This window comes from Streptomyces lushanensis (genome assembly GCF_001700515.1).
Classification (GTDB): Bacteria; Actinomycetota; Actinomycetes; order Streptomycetales; family Streptomycetaceae; genus Streptomyces; species Streptomyces lushanensis.
The window spans coordinates 24,844-42,859 of sequence record NZ_MAUD01000201.1; the positions used below are offsets into that span (position 1 = coordinate 24,844).

General features: G+C 71.0%; 19 protein-coding genes and 4 pseudogenes. 5 read left to right on the forward strand and 18 right to left on the reverse strand.

Translation table 11 applies throughout. The annotated features are described in order from the left end of the window. Nucleotides 1-36 precede the first annotated feature (36 nt). A complete protein-coding gene (rpsB, locus tag BFF77_RS18015) occupies nucleotides 37-939 on the reverse strand; it encodes a 30S ribosomal protein S2 (protein WP_066950712.1) in 903 nt (300 codons plus the stop codon). 279 nt (nucleotides 940-1,218) lie between these two features. Between rpsB and BFF77_RS33350 the strand changes: the two are divergent. Then, nucleotides 1,219-1,710: pseudogene (locus BFF77_RS33350) on the forward strand (peptidoglycan DD-metalloendopeptidase family protein); the annotation flags it as partial. Nucleotides 1,711-2,008: 298 nt separating this feature from the next. Here BFF77_RS33350 and BFF77_RS18020 read toward each other — a convergent pair. The 17 genes and pseudogenes from BFF77_RS18020 to BFF77_RS18100 all read right to left on the reverse strand — a co-directional run bounded on the left by BFF77_RS18020 (nucleotide 2,009) and on the right by BFF77_RS18100 (nucleotide 15,380). After that, nucleotides 2,009-2,548: a TetR/AcrR family transcriptional regulator gene (locus tag BFF77_RS18020; protein WP_066950753.1), complete on the reverse strand. Its 540-nt coding sequence runs from the start codon at nucleotides 2,546-2,548 to the stop codon at nucleotides 2,009-2,011. 80 nt (nucleotides 2,549-2,628) lie between these two features. Then, the gene (gene whiG, locus BFF77_RS18025) at nucleotides 2,629-3,465 is read right to left on the reverse strand and encodes an RNA polymerase sigma factor WhiG (RefSeq protein WP_066950716.1); all 837 of its coding nucleotides are present in this window, start codon (nucleotides 3,463-3,465) and stop codon (nucleotides 2,629-2,631) included. Nucleotides 3,466-3,710: 245 nt separating this feature from the next. Then, nucleotides 3,711-4,877 carry a DNA-processing protein DprA gene (gene dprA, locus BFF77_RS18030; protein WP_066950719.1) on the reverse strand — a complete coding sequence of 389 codons (1,167 nt, stop codon included), beginning with the start codon at nucleotides 4,875-4,877 and terminating at the stop codon, nucleotides 3,711-3,713. Next, nucleotides 4,874-6,496: a YifB family Mg chelatase-like AAA ATPase gene (locus BFF77_RS18035; protein ID WP_066950720.1), complete on the reverse strand. Its 1,623-nt coding sequence runs from the start codon at nucleotides 6,494-6,496 to the stop codon at nucleotides 4,874-4,876. The genes dprA and BFF77_RS18035 overlap by 4 nt, the downstream gene beginning before the upstream one ends. Continuing rightward, entirely contained in the window at nucleotides 6,496-6,873 is a 378-nt protein-coding gene (locus BFF77_RS18040) for a YraN family protein (protein WP_066950723.1), read from the reverse strand. The genes BFF77_RS18035 and BFF77_RS18040 overlap by 1 nt, the downstream gene beginning before the upstream one ends. A 310-nt stretch (nucleotides 6,874-7,183) precedes the next feature. Beyond that, a complete protein-coding gene (locus BFF77_RS18045; protein ID WP_014675276.1) occupies nucleotides 7,184-7,492 on the reverse strand; it encodes a DUF2469 domain-containing protein in 309 nt (102 codons plus the stop codon). 55 nt (nucleotides 7,493-7,547) lie between these two features. Further along, entirely contained in the window at nucleotides 7,548-8,084 is a 537-nt protein-coding gene (locus tag BFF77_RS18050; RefSeq protein WP_066950725.1) for an NUDIX hydrolase, read from the reverse strand. Then, nucleotides 8,074-8,889 carry a signal peptidase I gene (gene lepB / locus BFF77_RS18055; protein ID WP_079125258.1) on the reverse strand — a complete coding sequence of 272 codons (816 nt, stop codon included), beginning with the start codon at nucleotides 8,887-8,889 and terminating at the stop codon, nucleotides 8,074-8,076. Before lepB (BFF77_RS18055) ends, BFF77_RS18050 begins: the two co-directional genes overlap by 11 nt. A 76-nt stretch (nucleotides 8,890-8,965) precedes the next feature. Continuing rightward, nucleotides 8,966-9,916 (reverse strand): signal peptidase I, encoded by a 951-nt coding sequence (gene lepB, locus BFF77_RS18060; protein WP_425424385.1) that lies wholly within the window; start codon nucleotides 9,914-9,916, stop codon nucleotides 8,966-8,968. Continuing rightward, nucleotides 9,846-10,981 (reverse strand): annotated as a pseudogene (lepB, locus tag BFF77_RS18065) (signal peptidase I); the annotation flags it as partial. The gene lepB (BFF77_RS18060) and the pseudogene lepB (BFF77_RS18065), both read right to left, overlap by 71 nt. Next, nucleotides 10,974-11,759: a signal peptidase I gene (gene lepB, locus BFF77_RS18070; RefSeq protein WP_066950728.1), complete on the reverse strand. Its 786-nt coding sequence runs from the start codon at nucleotides 11,757-11,759 to the stop codon at nucleotides 10,974-10,976. The gene lepB (BFF77_RS18070) and the pseudogene lepB (BFF77_RS18065), both read right to left, overlap by 8 nt. A gap of 70 nt (nucleotides 11,760-11,829) precedes the next feature. Further along, nucleotides 11,830-12,180, reverse strand: coding sequence for a 50S ribosomal protein L19 (gene rplS / locus BFF77_RS18075; protein WP_066950731.1), 351 nt, complete (start codon nucleotides 12,178-12,180; stop codon nucleotides 11,830-11,832). Nucleotides 12,181-12,310: 130 nt separating this feature from the next. Continuing rightward, nucleotides 12,311-13,132 carry a tRNA (guanosine(37)-N1)-methyltransferase TrmD gene (gene trmD / locus BFF77_RS18080; RefSeq protein ID WP_066950734.1) on the reverse strand — a complete coding sequence of 274 codons (822 nt, stop codon included), beginning with the start codon at nucleotides 13,130-13,132 and terminating at the stop codon, nucleotides 12,311-12,313. Then, the gene (gene rimM / locus BFF77_RS18085) at nucleotides 13,132-13,707 is read right to left on the reverse strand and encodes a ribosome maturation factor RimM (protein WP_066950736.1); all 576 of its coding nucleotides are present in this window, start codon (nucleotides 13,705-13,707) and stop codon (nucleotides 13,132-13,134) included. Before rimM ends, trmD begins: the two co-directional genes overlap by 1 nt. 166 nt (nucleotides 13,708-13,873) lie before the next feature. Beyond that, nucleotides 13,874-14,113 carry an RNA-binding protein gene (locus tag BFF77_RS18090; protein ID WP_005311361.1) on the reverse strand — a complete coding sequence of 80 codons (240 nt, stop codon included), beginning with the start codon at nucleotides 14,111-14,113 and terminating at the stop codon, nucleotides 13,874-13,876. Between the two features lie 2 nt (nucleotides 14,114-14,115). Further along, a complete protein-coding gene (rpsP, locus tag BFF77_RS18095; protein WP_066950739.1) occupies nucleotides 14,116-14,556 on the reverse strand; it encodes a 30S ribosomal protein S16 in 441 nt (146 codons plus the stop codon). A gap of 230 nt (nucleotides 14,557-14,786) precedes the next feature. Then, entirely contained in the window at nucleotides 14,787-15,380 is a 594-nt protein-coding gene (locus BFF77_RS18100; RefSeq protein ID WP_066950741.1) for a hypothetical protein, read from the reverse strand. A 629-nt stretch (nucleotides 15,381-16,009) separates the two neighbouring features. Here BFF77_RS18100 and BFF77_RS18105 point away from each other — a divergent pair. The 4 genes and pseudogenes from BFF77_RS18105 to BFF77_RS18120 all read left to right on the forward strand — a co-directional run. Continuing rightward, nucleotides 16,010-16,435: pseudogene (locus BFF77_RS18105) on the forward strand (helix-turn-helix domain-containing protein); the annotation flags it as partial. 111 nt (nucleotides 16,436-16,546) lie between these two features. After that, nucleotides 16,547-16,912, forward strand: a pseudogene (locus tag BFF77_RS18110) (transcriptional antiterminator); the annotation flags it as partial. Between the two features lie 93 nt (nucleotides 16,913-17,005). Beyond that, a complete protein-coding gene (locus BFF77_RS18115) occupies nucleotides 17,006-17,362 on the forward strand; it encodes a DUF2620 domain-containing protein (protein ID WP_066950744.1) in 357 nt (118 codons plus the stop codon). Between the two features lie 56 nt (nucleotides 17,363-17,418). Continuing rightward, nucleotides 17,419-18,016: YhfT family protein (locus tag BFF77_RS18120; protein WP_245703569.1), on the forward strand; the 598-nt coding region annotated here is incomplete at its 3' end.

Consider the following 18,016-nt stretch of genomic DNA (forward strand, 5'->3'; position numbering starts at 1 on the left):
GATGCCCCCGCCGTCAACTGCCGAACCGATGAAAGGTCAGGCCTGCTCGGCGTCCGCGGCCGGGGCCTCGGCCTCCGCGTCGGCGACCTTCTCCGTCTCGGCGGACGTCTGGACCTCTGCCTCGGGCTGGGCGGCCTCGACGGCCGTCTCATCGGCCTTCTTCTCGCCTTCGAGCAGGTCGCGCTCCCACTCGGCGAGCGGCTCGCCAGCGGCCTTCTCGCCCGGCTTGGAGTCACCGGTGGCGACACCGGAGCGGGCGATGAGGCCCTCGGCGACGGCGTCGGCGATCACACGGGTGAGCAGGGTGACGGAGCGGATGGCGTCGTCGTTGCCCGGAATCTTGTAGTCGACCTCGTCGGGGTCGCAGTTGGTGTCGAGGATCGCGACGACCGGGATGTGGAGCTTGCGCGCCTCACCGACGGCGATGTGCTCCTTCTTGGTGTCGACGATCCAGACGGCGCTGGGCACCTTCTGCATCTCGCGGATACCGCCGAGGGTCTTCTCCAGCTTGGCCTTCTCGCGGGAGAGGACCAGCAGCTCCTTCTTGGTGAGACCGGAGGCGGCCACATCCTCGAAGTCGATCTGCTCAAGCTCCTTCAGACGCTGGAGGCGCTTGTAGACGGTGGAGAAGTTGGTGAGCATGCCGCCCAGCCAGCGCTGATTGACATAGGGCATGCCGACGCGCGTCGCCTGCTCGGCGATGGCCTCCTGGGCCTGCTTCTTCGTACCGACGAACATGATCGAGCCGCCGTGCGCGACCGTCTCCTTGACGAACTCGTAGGCGCGGTCGATGTACGACAGCGACTGGAGCAGGTCGATGATGTAGATGCCGTTGCGCTCGGTAAAGATGAAGCGCTTCATCTTCGGGTTCCAACGGCGGGTCTGGTGACCGAAGTGGACGCCGCTTTCCAGCAGCTCCCGCATCGTGACGACGGCCATGGCCGTACTCCTTGAGATACTCGGTTGTCGCGTCCACCGGACGGCGGATGCGCCTGACGTCCCGGTGCGCTGTGCCACGGAGGACCGAGAAGCGCTGACATCGGCGCGAAGAGGGCCGATGGCGGGGCGTGCGAAGTCGACCCGGTGACCCGGATCGCCACAAGAAGTGTACGGGACCTTCGCACCGACGGGTGACGGCGCTGTCCACAAGCGGTCGGCTGTCCACAGAACCGGTCCATGATCAACGCGATCATGCCGTTCCGGGGCACGCTGGGCGCCATGATCACTGTCCGTACCGACACCTGTCGCACCGGCCGTTCCGCCTGGCCCGTCCGGCCCTTGGGTCCTGTCGTCGCGCTCGTTCTCGTGCTCGTTCTCGCGCTCTTCGTCCCGCTGTTCCCACTGTTGTGCCACCGCGCCGTCGCGGCCACCGGGGCGCGGGACGGGAGCGGCGGGAGCGGCGGCCGGGTCTTGCCCGTCGGGCCGCGGCCCGTGGTGCTGCGCGGCTGGGAGCCGCCCGCGTCCGCGTACGGCCCGGGTCATCGCGGAGTGGATCTCGCCGTTGTCCCGGGAGCCGTGGTTCGGGCCGCCGCGGGAGGCCGGGTCTCCTTCGCGGGCCGGGTCGCGGGCCGTGGAGTGCTGGCGATCACCCTGACCGGCTCGGGCGTCCCGCCGTCACGGATCACCTACGAGCCGGTGGAGCCGCTGGTCTCCGAGGGCGACGAGGTGACCGCGGGCCGGCCGGTGGCCACCGTGTCCACCGGCCTGTCGCACTGCGCCGCGAGCTGTCTGCACTGGGGCCTGCTGAGAGGCACCGTCTATCTGGACCCGCTGTCGCTGCTGCCGCCGGAGCTGCTCCGGCTGGGCCCGTCCCGGCTGCTCCCGGTCCTCGGTGTCCCGGAGACCGCCCCAAGCGCGATGCCTCCGCCGCCCCTCCCGCCCGCGGCGTCGGTGGCGTCGATGGCGTACGGCGTACCGCACGCGGTCGTCCTGTGGGCCCTCGCGATGTGGGCGCACCGTGCGGGGCGCCGCCGGGCGGGCGCGCGCCGGCCCAGGCCGGCGCGCAGGCTCAGCCCCGTACGCCGCGCAGCGCCATGGACACCGCCGCCTCGGCGATCTCCGGTGGAGCCTCGGCCGCGCCGAGTTCGATACGGCGGACCGCCGCGTCCACCACGCCCTGGAGCAGCATCGCGGCGAGCCGGGGCTGGTCATGGCCGAGTTCGCCGAGGGCCTCCACGATCATGGCGATCAGACCGCCGTGCGCGGCGCGGATCTTCTCCCGGGCTCCCGCGTCGAGTTCGCTCGCGGAGATGGCCACGACGGCTCGGTGCCGGCGGTCGCCGACCAGCGCGAGCTGCTGCCGTACATAGGCCTCGATCTTGGCCTCGGGCGTCCGCGCCCCGGCCATGGCCGCCTCGACCTCCGCCGCCCAGACCGGGAAGTCGACGGCGCACAGCTCTTCGACGACGGCGGCGCGCGAGCGGAAGTACTCGTAGACGGAGGACCGGGCGAGGCCCGTGCGCTCGGCGAGTGCGGGGAAGGTCAGCGCGTCCGTGCCGCCTTCGGACAGCAGGGAGCGTGCGGCGTCCAGCAGGGCGCCGCGTTGCATGGTCCGGTGCTCGGCCACCGAGGCCGCTCGAATCCTGGGCACGCCACCTACTTTACGGATGGGGCGTCTCCGGTACAGAGTCAGCGTCCGACGTCGGCCAGCTTGGCCCGCAGTTGCAGCACGGACTTGGTGTGGATCTGGCTGACCCTGCTCTCCGTCACGCCGAGGACATGGCCGATCTCGGCCAGAGTGAGACCTTCGTAGTAGTAGAGCGTGACCACGGTCTTCTCCCGGTCGGGGAGCGTATTGATGGCGCGCGCCAGCAGCCGCCGCAGTTCGCGGTCCTCGGCGACCTCCACCGGGTCGTCGGCGGCGGTGTCCTCCAGGGTGTCCATCAGGCTGAGCCGGTCGCCGCCCTCGCCGCCGACATGCAGCAGTTCCTCCAGCGCCACGACATTCGCCAGGGACAACTGGCTGAAAACCGCGTGCAGCTCCTCCAGCGCGATTCCCATCTCCGCGGCGACCTCGGCCTCGGAGGGCGTGCGTCTGAGCTGCGCCTCCAGCGTGGCGTAGGCGCGCTCGACGGCTCTGGCCTTCTGCCGTACGGAGCGCGGGATCCAGTCCAGGGCCCTGAGCTCATCGATCATCGCGCCGCGGATCCGGGTGATCGCGTAGGTCTCGAACTTGATGGAGCGTTCGATGTCGAACTTCTCGATCGCGTCGATCAGCCCGAAGACGCCGGAGGAGACGAAGTCGGCCTGCTCGACATTGGACGGCAGCCCCACACTGACACGGCCCGCCACATACTTCACCAGCGGTGAGTAGTGCAGGATCAACTGCTCACGCAGCCGCTCGTCGCCCGTGGTCTTGTACGACCGCCACAGCTCGTCGAGCGACGAGGGTGCCGGGGGCCGTACGGCGCTCCGTGCAGCCGGGGGCGCTGCCGCGCGGTCAGACCCGGAGGTGTGCTGGGGCATGCGTTGCCTTGAGCCGTTCTGCAGTCGAATGCGGGGGACGTCGTCTGTCTGGGGCCGGAATGCAGGTGAGCGTAGCGTGAGTGGAGCGTCGCTCCACGCGTGCAACAGGCGACCGCGCCCGCTCCGGTGGACGCCTTCGACCACACCTTCGATCCACGGCCGACACCGCTCGCGCCGGTCCTTCAGGCATCGCTGAGGGAGTCGCGGAGATCATCCCTCTCACCCTTTCACCCGAATGCCCCAGGTCAAGTACCGCCTCGCCGCGCGGTGGCCGTCGGAGTCGGCCGGGAGGCCAGCCGCCAGCCGTCTCCGTGGCGCTCGGCAAACCCCAGGGAATGGAGTTCGTACAACCTGCCGAGCGTCTCGTCGGAGCCCGTGCCGGCGCTGCGCGCGATCTCCGGCCCGGTGGCGGTGCCCCTGGCCGGCAGCGCCTCCAGGACACGCGCGCTGACGGGATCGAGCAGGTCCCTGGGCAGTACGGGCCCCCGGCGCGGCGGTGCCAGCTCCCCCATGTCGCCGACCAGCTCGATCACCTCCGCGGCGTCCGTGACCAGTACTCCTTCGCCGCGCAGCAGCTCGTGCACACCGGCCGAGAGCCCGCTGGTGACCGGCCCCGGCACGCCCATCGTGGAGCGGCCGAGCCGCAGTGCGTCGCGCGCGGTGACCAGGGAGCCGCTGCGGTACTGCGCCTCCACCACGACCGTGCCCCGGGTGAGCGCGGCGATCACCCGGTTGCGCAGGACGAATCTGCTGCGGGTGGGGTGGTCGCCCGGCGCCAGCTCCGCGACGACCAGGCCCTGCTGGACGATGCGTCCGATCAGCTCGGCGTGACCGCGCGGATAGACCACGTCCACGCCGCAGGCCAGCACGGCCACGGTCGCGCCGCCGGCGGCGAGCGCGCCCCGGTGTGCCGCGCCGTCCACACCGAACGCGGCGCCGGAGGTCACCACCCAGCCGCGCTCGGCGAGACCCGAGCCGAGGCTCGCCGCCATATGTGCCCCATATGAGGTACACGCGCGGGCGCCCACCACGGCGACGGAGCGCAGCGACCAGATCCGCAGGTCCGCGCGGCCCCTCACCCAGAGCCCGATGGGCCTGCCCTCCCCGAGGTCGTCGAGCTGACTGGGCCACTCGGTGTCGCCCGGGCAGACGAACCGCCCGCCCAGCGCGGCGACCGCCGCCAGATCGCGCTCGGGCCTGGCCGCCTCGGCCCGTATCCGACAGCCCTCCAGCCGCTGCTCGCCGACCCCGGTGAGCGTGCCGCGCCCGGCGTCCGGCGAGGTGAGCAGCTCCAGCACACCGGCGGCGCCGAACTCGCGCAGCCACCGCCCGCCGCGCTCGTCGCCGGGCTCCAGCACCCGGGTGAGCGCCGCCCGCGCCAGCCGCTCCTCCGGGCTGACGCCCGGCGTCATGACGGCGCTCCGGCCGCCGCGCCCCGGGCGATACCGGTGCGCAGCTCCAGCGCGAGGGCGACATCTCGTGCCTCAGGTCTGCCGTGCCCGGCGAGATCCGCGACCGTCCAGGCCACCCGCAGCACGCGGTCGAGGCCGCGCGCGGTGAGCAGTCCGCGCTCCAGATCGCGTTCGGCGGCCACGAGCGCGCCGGGCGCGACCGGCCAGCGGGTACGCAGCTCATGGCCGGGCACCTCGCTGTTGACCGCCCAGGGAGTGCCGTCCAGCCGGGCCGCCGACCGGGCCCTGGCGTCCCGTACCCGTGCGGCGACCTCCGCCGAGGGCTCGCCTCTGCCGCCCTGGCCCATCAGGTCCTCGCGGTGCACGGGCTGGACGTCGACCCGCAGATCGACCCGGTCGAGCAGCGGCCCGGACAGCCTCGACTGATAGCGGCGGATCACCGAGGGCGGGCACTCGCACCCGGCGCCGTGCAGGGTGTGCCGCCCGCACGGACAGGGATTGGCCGCCAGGACCATCAGAAAGCGGGCCGGGAGCCGCACCACTCCCGCGCTGCGCGCCACCACCACATGTCCCGACTCCAGCGGCTGCCGCAGCGCGTCCAGCGCGCGCCCGGAGAACTCGGGCGCCTCGTCCAGAAAGAGCACGCCGCGGTGCGCCAGCGACACCGCGCCCGGTCGGGGCAGTCCGTTCCCGCCGCCGACCAGGGACTGCATGGTGGCCGAGTGGTGCGGCGCGCAGTAGGGCACCGTACGGACCCGCGGCTCGCCGGGAGGCAGAATGCCCGCCACCGAGTGCACCGCCGTGACCTCCAGCGACTCCTGTCCGGTCAGCGGCGGCATGATCCCGGGGAGCCGCTCGGCCAGCATGGTCTTGCCCGCTCCCGGCGGTCCCTGGAGCAGCAGATGGTGCCCGCCCGCCGCGGCCACCTCCAGTGCCTTGCGCGCCGCTGCCTGACCGGCCACATCGGCCAGGTCGGGCCGGTGCCCCTCGCCCTCCCCGACCCCGGCCGCCAGACCGGTGCCGACGCCCGCGCCCGGCACCATCAGCCCGGCGGTCATGGCGTCCGGACGTCCCGTCACGGTGTCCCGGGGTTCTTCGGGCACCGGCTCGTCGGTCAGTACCGCGATGAGCTGCCGCAGGCTCCGCACTCCGAGCACCGACACCCCGGGCACCAGCGACGCCTCGCCCGCGGTCTGCTCGGGGACGACCACCTGGCGATAGCCGGCCTCGGCCGCCGCGAGCACCGCCGGCAGCACCCCGCGCACCGGTCTGACCCGCCCGTCCAGGCCCAGCTCCCCGATCAGCACCAGATCGGCGATCGTGGCGGCGTCGAGGCGCTCGGCCGCGCCGAGCACCGCCGCGGCCACCGCGAGATCGAACCCGCTGCCGCCCTTGGGCACGGAGGCCGGGCTCAGCCCCACCGTGAGTTTCTTCTGCGGCCACTCGGCGCCGGAGTTCACCACCGCCGCCCTGACCCGGTCCCGGCTCTCCACCAGGCTCTTGTCCGGCAGCCCCACCAGCGTGAACGCGGCCACGCCCGGCTCCAGGTCCGCCTGGACCTCGACCACCACGCCCTCGACACCCACCAGCGCCACCGAACACGCTCGGGCGAATCCCATCAGGCCACCCCCCGCGCGTGCTCGACCTCGGGAGCGCCCCGCCGGGGCACAACCACTCCGACCAGATCGATCCGCACACCGCCGGGCGGCGGGCCGCCGCACCGCTCCAGCCAGCAGGCGGCGAGCCGTCTCAGCCGGTCCGCCTTCTCCCGGGTCACGGCGGCCATCGGATGCTCGAACGAGCCGGCCCTGCGGGTCTTCACCTCGCAGACGACCAGCACATCGCTGCCCCGGGCGTCGCTGTCCCGGGCCACGATGTCGATCTCGCCCGTCCTGCCGCACCGCCAATTGCGTGCCAGCACGGTCATTCCCGACTCGGCCAGCCGACGCGCCGCCAGCTCCTCACCGAACCGTCCCAGTGCCCCCGTCGCGTTCATCTCGGCACCACCTCCGGCACCGACTCTGACGCGACCGTCCGCAACGAGTGGATCTTGGTGGACAACTCACCCGTTGTGGAAAACCCGCTCACCCGTACGAGCGGACGGGCCGGCCTCCACGGCGGGCCCGAGCCTCACGGCGGGCAGGCACAACGGCGCGCCTGAAACCCTCCGGCTCACGCACCCTCCGGCTCACGCCGCGGGTCCACACCCTCCGGCCCACACCCTTGAGGTCACGCCAGTCCGGCCCACACCCCTGAGCTCACACCGTCCAGCCCACGCCTTGGGCTCACACCCCGGCTCATGCCCTTCAGCCGCCGGGCAGTTCGAGGTCACTTTTGTTCAGCTCCTCGATATTCACGTCCTTGAACGTGAGGACACGCACCTGCTTGACGAACCTGGCGGGTCTGTACATGTCCCAGACCCAGGCATCCGCCATCGTGACCTCGAAGAAGACCTCACCCTGCACCGAGTGCACCTGCATCTCGTAGTCATTGGTGAGATAGAAGCGACGCTCGGTCTCGATCACGTATTTGAACAGACCGACGACATCGCGGTACTCCCGGTAGAGCTTCAGCTCCATCTCGGTCTCGTACTTCTCGAGGTCCTCGGCGCTCATGGCATGTTCCCCTTCAGCCGTACGTCCCCCCATTGTGCTCCGGAGCCGCGCACCCTCAGACGATTTCGGGGGCGAGGACCACCGGCGGATCCGGAGGACCCTCGTCGAGCAGCGTACGCAGCAGCTCGGCGAGCCTGGTCGGGTACACCGTCTCACGCGCCGCCGAGAGTTCGGCGGAGGTCCACCACCTCAGCCCCGCGACGCTGCGCAGCTCCAGCTCGGTCAGCCCGTCCGACGAGGTCTCGGTCTGCGCCGTACGTGCCAGGAAGTACCACTCGTCCTGATCCCAGCGTCGCCCGTCGAAGGGAAAGGAGCACATCCGGCGCCAGAGCACGGGCCCCAGCTCCACCTGTGTGATCCCTGTCTCCTCCGCCAGCTCGCGCAGCGCGGCCTCCTCCCGGCTCTCGTCCCCCTCCAGACCGCCGCCGGGCGTGAACCACCAGTCCTTGTCCGGATCGTCCGGCTCGAATCCGTGCAGCAGCAGAATCCGGTCCTCGGGATCCAGCAGCACCACCCGGGCCACTTTGCGAAGCGCTCCCCGCCCGCCGTGCGCCGCCTCGGGCCCTCCCTCGGGCTTCGCCTCAGCGGACACCGGCGGACACCTCCCCGGCCCGCCGGGCCCGCCGCCCGCGCGACAGCCACCGGGCGACAGGTCCGTACGCCGCACCGCCCAGGATCAGCACCGTGCCTGCCACGACCGCCGAGGCCATCAGCCGTACCGGCCCCGCTTCGGACACCCCGCCCGGCAGCGCCGCGAAGGCCGCCGGCCGGTCGATCAGACGGCCGAGCGGCCAGACGACGGCATCGACCCGCGCGTCCACCGCGGAGAGCGGTACGGAGCCCTGTCCCGGGTCCTGGAGATGCACACGCGAGTCGAGCGAGCCGCTGCGCTCGTCGCCGAGCAGAAAGAGCTGTCCCGCGGGCACCGACGCCTCGAACTCGGTCGTGGACGCCACCCCGCCGATCATCCCGCGCACATACGGCTCCCGCATCGGTACGCCGTTCACGGTCAGCCGGTGGTCCTTGTCGCAGCAGGCGACCCGGTCGCCGCCGACCCCGACCACCCGCTTGACCATCGGCAGATCGCCCCAGTCCGCGTCGGTGAAGACCACCACGTCACCGCGCCGTACCTCGTCGCCGGACATCCGCTGGGCCAGTATCCGGTCCCCCGCGCGCACGGTCGGGTCCATCGAGTCCGTCGGCACGGTGTACGGCAGATACTCCACGGCCCCCCATCCGAAGCCCCCGAGGAAGAGCACACAGCCGACGGCCACGGCCAGCCCCGACAGCACACTGCCGAGACGGCCGTGGCCGTCCGTCCCCTGTCCCGCTTCCGTGGGCGCCGCCTGCCCGGGCGACTCCGTACGCCCTGCTTCCGTACGTCCCGTTCCGCTCATGCCAGCTACTTCCCCCACTCCGGAGAACGGCCGCTCCGGGAACGATCCTCGGAGACCGGCGATCCGGGACGGCACCCTACCCGGCGGTACCGCCGGCGGTCAGCCTCCTCCTGCGCCAGAGCACCAGAGGCACCGCCCCGGCGAGACCCAGCGCCCCGGGAGCCACCGCGGCGGCCGCGGCCACGTGGGTGTCGAGCCCGGACTGGCCGAAGGTGTCGGGCACCGGCAGGAACGACCAGCGGTTGACCGGCCAGGCGACGACGAAGGCGCGGCCCACCACCTCGTCGGTGGAGACCGTGCCGCGGCCGGGCAGTTCCTGGTGGTAGCGGGAGTCCAGCGAGTTCTGCCGGTGGTCGCCCATCACCCAGATCCGGCCCTCGGGAACCTTGATCGGCCCGAACGGCTCGTCATCACAAGGAGTGTTGCCCGGGTAGATGTACCCCTCCTCGTTCAGCGGGTGCCCGTTGACCTTGACCTTGCCGCCCTTCTCGCACGCCACCGTGTCGCCACCGACCGCGATGACCCGCTTGATCAGGTCCTTCTCCTCCGCGGACGGCATCAGCCCGATGAAGCTCAGGAACTTCTGCACCACGTTCGGATCGGGCGTGGGGGTGCCCTCCAGCCAGCCGCCCGGGTCGTGGAAGACCACGACCTCACCGCGGTCGGGCTCGGAACCGAACCAGGGGGTGAGCTTGTCCACCAGGACGCGGTCCCCACGCTGGAGGGTGTCCTGCATCGAGTCCGACGGAATCGAGAACGCCTGTACCAGGAAAGTCTTGATCAGAAGCGCCAGCAGCAGCGCGATACCGATCAGCAGAGGCAGTTCCTTCCAGAAGGAACGCTGCTTCCGCATGTCCGTGGATCCGCCGTCCTCGGCATCGGGTCCGTCGTCGTCCCGACCGACGTCCCGGTTGTCGTTGCGCTGTTCCGTCGCGTCCGTCACAGTCTCGGGCGACTCGGCGAGCTGCTCGTGTCCCTCCTCGGGACCATCGTGTCCGGATCGTGCGCCGACCGCCACATCCCCCACATCCACTCCTCACTCCGTGCGAGCGCTCCGCGCGATTACGCGGTGCCATCGCCTGCCGCCGATTCGGGACAGGCCCACCACTCCCATAACGAGCGGGAGTTCCGCAGGGCTCGGGAGCCGGATCAATCCGTTGAGATCCTGGGAGGACACACTATTCGACGCGCCTCGCGCCGTCGTCGGCGCGGCTCGCGCGTCCGAGGTCGAGACATCCGGTACGGAGGCGTCCGAGGCCGGAGCGACCGGCGCCGGAGCATCCGGAATCGAAGCATCCGGCACCGAAGCGTACGTCCCCCGCTCCTCCAGCCCGCGCCAGTGGTCGAACGGCCAGGCGATGACGACGGCCCGGCCCACGACCTCGTCCTCCGAGACCGTGCCGCGGAACGCCTCGTCGAGATGGAAGCGCGAGTCGGCCGAGTTGGACCGGTGGTCGCCCATCACGAAGATGCGCCCCGCCGGCACCTCGACCTCGAAGGTCAGCTCGGAGGGCACATTGCCCGGATGCAGGTACGGCTCGTCCAGGGGCACGCCGTTGACGGAGACCTTCCCGTCCTCGCCACAGCACTTGACGGTGTCGCCGCCGACCGCCACGACCCGTTTGATCAGATCCTGCTCGTCGGCGGAGGGCAGCAGCCCGATGAAGGTCAGCGCCTGCTTGATCTGTTTGACGACGACCGGCGAATCGTCCGGCGGCGGTTTCTCGTCCTGGAGCCAGCCGCCGGGATCCTTGAAGACCACGACATCGCCGCGCTCGGGTCTGGAGCCGAACCACGGTGTGAGTTTGTCCACCAGGACGCGGTCGCTGATCCTGATCGTCTGCTCCATGGATCCGGACGGGATCACGAAGGCCTGCACCAGGAAGGTCTTGAGGACGAGCGCGATCAGCAGCGCCACGGTGATCAGGATCGGTATCTCGGCGACGGCGGACCTGCGGCGCCGCCGCTTGACCCTTCGGGCGAGTCTGCGCCGCTCGGCGCGGCCCGGCAGCGCCCGGCCCGTGGTGGGCCGTGAGCCGGTCGGGAGCCTGGTGTCGGCGCCATGGGCCGCGGGCCGTCCGCGCTTACCCATGGGCGCCGTCCGGGCTCCGTACATCCCTGAAGGCGCCGGTCGGGTCCAGCCCGGACCAGCGCCCCGGCGGCCAGCCGATCCAGTCCGCGCGGCCGATGACCTTGCCGACGGGCACCATGCCGCCGCCCGGCTCGCCGAGATGGTCCCGGGAGTCGCGTGAATTGCTCCGGTGGTCGCCCATGACCCACAGAGTGCCCCGCGGTACGACGATGTCGAAGGGAACCCGGGAGGGCGCGTCACCGAAATGGAGATACCGCTCCTCCACCGCCCGGCCGTTCACCTCGACCCTGCCCCCTTTGTCGCAGCAGACCACCCGGTCGCCTCCGACCCCGATCACGCGCTTGACGAAATCGGTCTCGGCGGGCTCGGCGAGCCCCAGGGCCGCGGCGGCGCCGTGCAGCAGTCCGGTGACGGGATTCTCCCGCGGCGGCTGCCGGACGAAGGATCCGGTGCCGTCGAAGACGACCACGTCGCCGCGCTCCGGCTCGGCATCGAAACGGTACGCCAACTTGTTGACCAGCACCCGGTCCCCCGCCCGCAGGGTGGGCTCCATCGAGCCACTGGGAATCCGGAAGGGCTGCACCACGAAGGCGCTGAAGAGCAGTACGGCGACCGCGCATCCGACACCGAGCAGTCCCGCCCCACGCAGGGTGAGCGGGCCCGGGAAACGCCGTGGAGAACGCGCGGAGCGCGACCCCTCCTCCGTCCCCGTGGGGCTCGCCCCAGCAGGGAATCCGGAGGAGCGGTCGCGCTCCGTGTGCTCCGTTTCGGTGTCCATCGGGGCCAGAGCTTATCCGGCCCTCCTGTGGACCCGGGTGCGACGTGACGAACGCCGGACCGGTCGCGACTCAGTTGTCGCGCTTCTCCTTGATCTTGGCGGCCTTGCCGCGCAGCTCACGCAGGTAGTAGAGCTTGGCGCGGCGGACGTCACCACGGCTCACGAGCTCGATCTTCTCGAAGATCGGGCTGTGGACCGGGAAGGTGCGCTCGACACCGACGGAGAAGGAGACCTTGCGGACCGTGAAGGTCTCGCGGACGCCCGAGCCCTGGCGGCGGATGACCACGCCCTTGAACTGCTGGATACGGGAGCGGTTGCCCTCGATGACCCGTACGTGCACGTTGACCGTGTCACCGGGGCGGAAGGCGGGAAGGTCGCTGCGGAGCGACGAGGCGTCGACTGTGTCGAGCAGGCTGGACATATGGATCTGCTTCCTCGCTGATGCCACAGGTCATCGGCGGATGTCGGGAGAGGAGTTCGGAGTGCCGTTGGCGTCGGGCGGGCGTCGTTCCCCCTGTGGCAGGGGCGCACACCGGACGTACGGCAGCGGCCTATTCTTCCACGTCGTCCGGCCTGCGCCAAAATCGGCCGCCCGGCTCCGGCGACCAGCCCAGGATCGAGAGCGTCTCGCGGTCCTTCTTGTCGAAGGCCGCCGCGTCGCGGCGCTCGATCAGATCGGGCCGGTTCAGCGCCGTACGGCGGAACGCCTCGTCCCGGCGCCAGCGCGCGATCCTGCCGTGGTGGCCGCTCAGCAGAACGTCCGGAATCCCGCGCCCGCGCCACTCGGGCGGCTTGGTGTAGACGGGACCCTCCAGCAGATCGGCCATCTCCCCCGGGGCGAAGGAGTCGTCGCGGTGCGACTCGGCGTTGCCGAGGACACCGGGCAGCAGCCGGGCGACGGCCTCGGTGACGACCAGCACGGCCGCCTCGCCGCCGGCCAGCACGTAGTCGCCGATGGACACCTCGATCACCGGTATCCGGGTCGCGTACTCCTCCACGACCCGGCTGTCGATGCCCTCGTACCGCGCGGGCGCGAAGAGCAGCCAGGGCCGCTCGGACAGTCCGACGGCCACTTCCTGGGTGAAGGGGCGCCCGCTGGGTGTGGGGACGACCAGGACCGGTCCGTGCGCCCCCGTCTCGTAACCGTCCGCCAGGATCTCGTCCAGGGCCTCGCCCCAGGGTTCGGTCTTCATGACCATGCCAGGTCCGCCGCCGTAGGGCGTGTCGTCCACCGTGTTGTGGCGGTCGTGGGTCCACTCCCGCAGGTCGTGCACATGGACGTCGAGCCGGCCGCGCGCACGGGCCTTGCCGACCAGCGAGACGTTCAGCGGCTCCAGATACTCCGGGAAGATCGTGACGACGTCGAGTCGCATCAGTGCTCATCCCCGGCGGATTCACCGTCTGCGCCGGACTCGCCCTGCCCGCCGGCGACCTCCGCCCGGTCGTCGATCAGGCCGGGAGGCGGATCGATGACGGCCCGCTGCTCCTCCAGATCGATCTCCGTGACGATCTCCTCGACGAACGGGATCATCACCTCGCTGCCGTCGGGCCGTTCCACGATGAACAGGTCCTGCGAGGGCAGGTGGGAGATCTCGGTGATCCTGCCGATCTCCGTACCGTCGGCCAGGACGACATCCAGATCCATGAGCTGATGGTCGTAGAACTCCTCCGGGTCCTCGGGGAGTTCCTCCGGATCGACCTCGGCGATCAGCAGGACGTTACGGAGCGTCTCCGCGCCCGTACGGTCCCGCACTCCTTCGAAGCGCAGCAGCAGCCTGCCGCTGTGCACCCGGCCCGACTCGATCGTCAGCGGTCCGGCCGAGGCCGGGTCCGTGGCGAGTACGGCGCCGGGGCCGAGCCGCAGTTCCGGCTCGTCCGTACGCACCTCTACGGTGACATCGCCCCTGATCCCATGGGCGCGGCCCACCCGCCCGACCACCAACTGCACTGCTGCACCTTCTTTTCCGGCATCTTTTCCGGCACGACGGCAACGAGTTTCCCGTCGGCACGGCGGCGATGAAACGACACGACGGCGACGACGACACGACGGCGGAAGCAGCGAAGGCCGGAGAAGGCGGTGGCCCTCCCCGGCCCGTGCCGGTGTTCCAGCTCTGTCAGCGAACCTGGTCCACATCGACAAGGTCGACACGGATGCCACGGCCGCCGATGGCGCCCACGACGGTCCGCAGAGCACGTGCGGTGCGGCCGTTGCGGCCGATCACCTTGCCGAGGTCGTCGGGATGGACCCGGACCTCCAGCACACGGCCACGGCGCAGGTTGCGTGAGGCCACCTGCACGTCGTCCGGGTTGTCGACGATGCCCTTCACGAGGTGCTCGAGAGCCTCCTCGAGCATGCTCAGGCCTCGGTCGACTCGGCGGCGGCCGAGGACTCGGCCTCGTCGGCCTTCTTGTCGGACTTCTTGGCCTTCTGGGTGATGGCCTCGCCCTTGGGCTCGTCGCCGGCGTCCTTGGCGGCGGCCTCGAAGAGGGCGCGCTTGTCGGCCTTCGGCTCCGGCTGGAGCAGCGGCGCCGGGGCCGGAAGGCCCTTGTGCGCCTGCCAGTCACCGGTGAGCTTGAGGATCGCGAGAACCGGCTCGGTCGGCTGGGCACCGACGGACAGCCAGTAACGCGCGCGCTCCGAGTCGACCTCGATGCGCGACGGGTTCTGCACCGGGTGGTACAGACCGATCTCCTCGATGGCCCGGCCGTCACGGCGGGTGCGGGAGTCGGCGACGATGATGCGGTAGTGAGGCGAACGGATCTTGCCCAGACGCTTCAGCTTGATCTTGACTGCCACTGGAGTGGTGTCTCCTGGTCTTGACGTGGTTGGGCACAACGGGATGCCGCGTGGGGTTGCGGTACCCGATCCGCCCGATGGACGCGTCAGCCGGAGGAGAGAGGGGTCCTGTGCGACTGTCGAGTACAGCTCGCCATTCTGCCACACTTGCACACCGGGACGTGTCCCACGTCGGCGGCCCACTGCCGCGCACCTGGCCCCGCACCACCCCGCGTTCCGGCACGGGGTGATCAGCTCGCGGCTCCCACCACTTCCGGGATACGGAAGGGCTTCCCGCAGCCGCCGCAGACGATCGGCGCCTGGGCGAGGACCGAGGGAACGACCCGTACGTTCCGCCCGCAGTCGCAGACCGCCTTGACGCGGACCCCGCCGCCGGACGAGCCGTGCCGGGCGGCCGGACCGCGGAAGCTGCGCTTGGTGTCGGCGGCCGTCGCGACCGTGTGCGCCTTCAGCGCGCGCTGGAGGCGCTCGATGGTGGGGCGATATCGGCGCTTGGCCTCGGGGCTGAGCGAGACCAGCGAGAAACCGCTGCTGGGATGCGGCTCCTCGGGATGGTCGAGGCCCATCTCCTCGGCGATGGCCAGGAATCGGCGGTTGTGATAGCGGCCCGCGCGCGAGGTGTCGCGGACACCTCTGGCCGCGGCGATGCCGTGGACCGCTTCATGAAGCAGTCGTTCGAAGGAGAGTTCGGCGCCGCAGGCGGACGAGGACTCTCCGATCAGGGACTCTGGCGCGGCAAGATCCGGCAGCTCGGGGTGGGACCTCTGAATGTCGGCCCACGCCTGCGCCAGCTCTGCGGCGAGAACAGGTGGTGTCGTGCTCACGTCGTGAACAACGAGCCTGAGCCCTCGCGGGTTCCATTACGGGGCATCCCAAATAATTTGCACGTACCCGTCAGTTGCCGTTGATGCGTCCTGACGAGGGCGGGTGCGTCGATCTGCGGAGAAGCCTCACAGCTCGCCCCAAGGTGGTACGTAGCGCCGCGTACGCAGGGACGCGTAGACGATCTACGTCTTCCGGTCGTCTTCCCAGCTCACCGGGCGGGTATGCGGCGGGCGGAAACGCCGGGCCGGGCGGCGCCGCGCGGGCGCCCTCGGTCGGTGGGCGTCGGCGGGCGCGGGCCACGACGGCGACAGTACCGGGAGTGCCGTCCGCCTCCGGCACCGCCCTGTCCTCGGTGACCAGGCATCGTACGAACCCCTCGACGTGCTCCGCCTCGTTGATCGGATCCTGGTACCGGCACGGGAAATCGGGTGCCCCGGGCGTCGGAACCGATGCCTTCGCGACGACAGGAATCGTACGGCGGAGGGTGGCCGCCGGCGGGTTTCGGCCTTGCGCGCCGGGGTGCGCGCCCGGGGTACTCACGCTTTGCCGGCCACCCACTGGCCACGCTCCGGCTCGCACGCCGGTCGGCCGCCGCCGAGGCGGCGGAGACGGAGACGGAGACGGACAAATGTGCGCCTTGTCGCTGTCCGGAATCCTGTTTACTGTCGTCTCCGTGATCGGCCTCGACGAGCGTCTTCCGACCCGTAACGGCCTCGCGGCCCGGCTGCTCGCCGTTCTGCTGCTGAACCACGGGCCGGACACCCGGCTGCCGCGTGTCCGCGACTTCGCCGTGGAACCGGGTGTCGGAAACGGAACCGTCCAGGCCGCGTTCCCGCTCCTGGAGAACGCCCGGGCCGTCGGGACCACGGCCCGGGGCCGTCTCGGCACCTTCCCCGCCCGCTCCGACCGCTCGATACCCCGGCGGCTCTCCGGGCTCGGCACCCTGCCGGCCTCGATGCCGCTGCCGTACTCCCGCCCTTAGACAGGGCCCGCCACCGCGCTGCGCGCGGCCTTCGAGAAGGCGGGCGCGCCCTTCGCGATGCCCTCCTACCGGCCTCCGCGACAAGGACGGCCCGCCCGAGGAGATCCCCGGCGCGACGCGTCAGACACATCCTGGTCGCTGTCCGACCACCAGGGACAGATCGTCAGGGACAGAGGGAGCACCATGGACGCCCGGCTCGCCCTGCGTATCACGCTGTTCCGGCAGAGCGGCCAGGTCAGACCTGAGATCGCCGTGTTCGTCGGGGACGAGCTGAACGCCCTGGCCGCCGAGGGCAACACCGTCACCGAGGACACGGCGGCCATGCTCACCAGCCATCTCATGATGGCGCTGGACCGGCTTCTGGACGGGACACCGGTCGCCGGGTTCCGTACGGACGAGCAGGTGGCGGCCGAACTCGCCGGACATCCCGGGGCCGTGGCACGGGCGCGCGCCGTCTCCGTACGGGCCCGGCGTGAGCTGGGCGCCGAGCTCCCGGAGTCCGAGATCAACTTCCTTGCCCTGCATCTGGCCGTGCTCGGTCAGCACTCCGCCGACCGGCACCGCCCCGCGAAAGCCCCCTCGAAGGACCCCGAAGGACATGCCCCCGAAGGACCCACAAGAACCAGGGACAAGGACTGAGCCATGACAAAGATCCTCACCGGTGGCGTCGGCAGGACCGAGGTCGCGGACACCGTGAGCACCCTCGCCCTCGACGGACTGGAGATCACGGTCTCCAACGACATGGACGCCGCGCGGAGACTCCGCGCCGGCCGGGCCGACTACTACCTCGGCACCTGTCACACCGGCGCCGGCGCCTCCCTCGGCGTCCTCGTCGGGCTGCTGGGACAGCCGCTCTGCCACACCTTCGGCCGGTCGGTGCCCACCGAGGACCAGGTCACCGCTCTGCTGGCGGACGGCAAGAAGGTCTTCGGCTTCGCCCTCGACCAGATCGATGTGGTCGCCCCGGTCATGGCCCGGGCGATCGCCGCACGCGGCTGACCGCCCGTAGCCGCCTGCCCGTGGAGCGATGAACCGGCGCCCGGAGGAGACATCCCGTGAACACCGTCCTCGCGGCGAGCACCGGTCCGGACATGTCACCGGCGCAGAAGCTGCTCGTCGTGGCCCTGTGCGCGCTGACCGCCTTCGTCTCGCATCTGGCCCTGGCCGTGTTCAACGACGGCGTACGGCCCTTCATGCTCGACTTCGTCCAGGGACGCGCCAAGCGCTCCGGCACCACGGCGGTGTCCTTCGGGCTCTCGGTCGGCTTCGTCTTCGGGCTCGGCGCCCCGATGGCCCTCTCCAGCGGTGTGCTCAACCCGTGGCTGCTCTTCCTGCCCACCGACATCCTCGGCATCCTCGCGCCCAGGAAGTGGCTCGCGCCGCTGCTCGGCGGCGCCTGGGGCGCGGTGGTCGTCCTCGGCCTCAGCGGCGCCAATGACCTGGCGCACGATCTGCCCGTCGACTTCCTGAGCGCGATGCGGCAGATGTCGACACCGATCCTCTTCCTCTTCACGCTCTTTCCGGTACTCGCGATCACCAGGCAGTTCGGCCGGCCGCGCGGCGCCCTGGCCGCCGTGCTGGAACTCGCGCTCGTCATCCTGACCATGAAGCTCTTGCCCGGTGTCTTCGCCGGTTCGGCGGCCATGGCCGCCG

Coding starts and splice junctions, on each gene's coding strand:
- BFF77_RS18090 (WP_005311361.1), bottom strand. CDS start 14,113: ATGCTCGAGGAGGCTCTCGAGCACCTCGTGAAGGGCATCGTCGACAAC.
- BFF77_RS18020 (WP_066950753.1), bottom strand. CDS start 2,548: ATGCAACGCGGCGCCCTGCTGGACGCCGCACGCTCCCTGCTGTCCGAA.
- lepB (WP_079125258.1), bottom strand. CDS start 8,889: ATGAGCGGAACGGGACGTACGGAAGCAGGGCGTACGGAGTCGCCCGGG.
- BFF77_RS18045 (WP_014675276.1), bottom strand. CDS start 7,492: ATGAGCGCCGAGGACCTCGAGAAGTACGAGACCGAGATGGAGCTGAAG.
- lepB (WP_066950728.1), bottom strand. CDS start 11,759: ATGGACACCGAAACGGAGCACACGGAGCGCGACCGCTCCTCCGGATTC.
- rplS (WP_066950731.1), bottom strand. CDS start 12,180: ATGTCCAGCCTGCTCGACACAGTCGACGCCTCGTCGCTCCGCAGCGAC.
- dprA (WP_066950719.1), bottom strand. CDS start 4,877: ATGACGCCGGGCGTCAGCCCGGAGGAGCGGCTGGCGCGGGCGGCGCTC.
- trmD (WP_066950734.1), bottom strand. CDS start 13,132: ATGCGACTCGACGTCGTCACGATCTTCCCGGAGTATCTGGAGCCGCTG.
- rpsB (WP_066950712.1), bottom strand. CDS start 939: ATGGCCGTCGTCACGATGCGGGAGCTGCTGGAAAGCGGCGTCCACTTC.
- BFF77_RS18040 (WP_066950723.1), bottom strand. CDS start 6,873: ATGAACGCGACGGGGGCACTGGGACGGTTCGGTGAGGAGCTGGCGGCG.
- BFF77_RS18115 (WP_066950744.1), top strand. CDS start 17,006: ATGACAAAGATCCTCACCGGTGGCGTCGGCAGGACCGAGGTCGCGGAC.
- whiG (WP_066950716.1), bottom strand. CDS start 3,465: ATGCCCCAGCACACCTCCGGGTCTGACCGCGCGGCAGCGCCCCCGGCT.
- BFF77_RS18035 (WP_066950720.1), bottom strand. CDS start 6,496: ATGGGATTCGCCCGAGCGTGTTCGGTGGCGCTGGTGGGTGTCGAGGGC.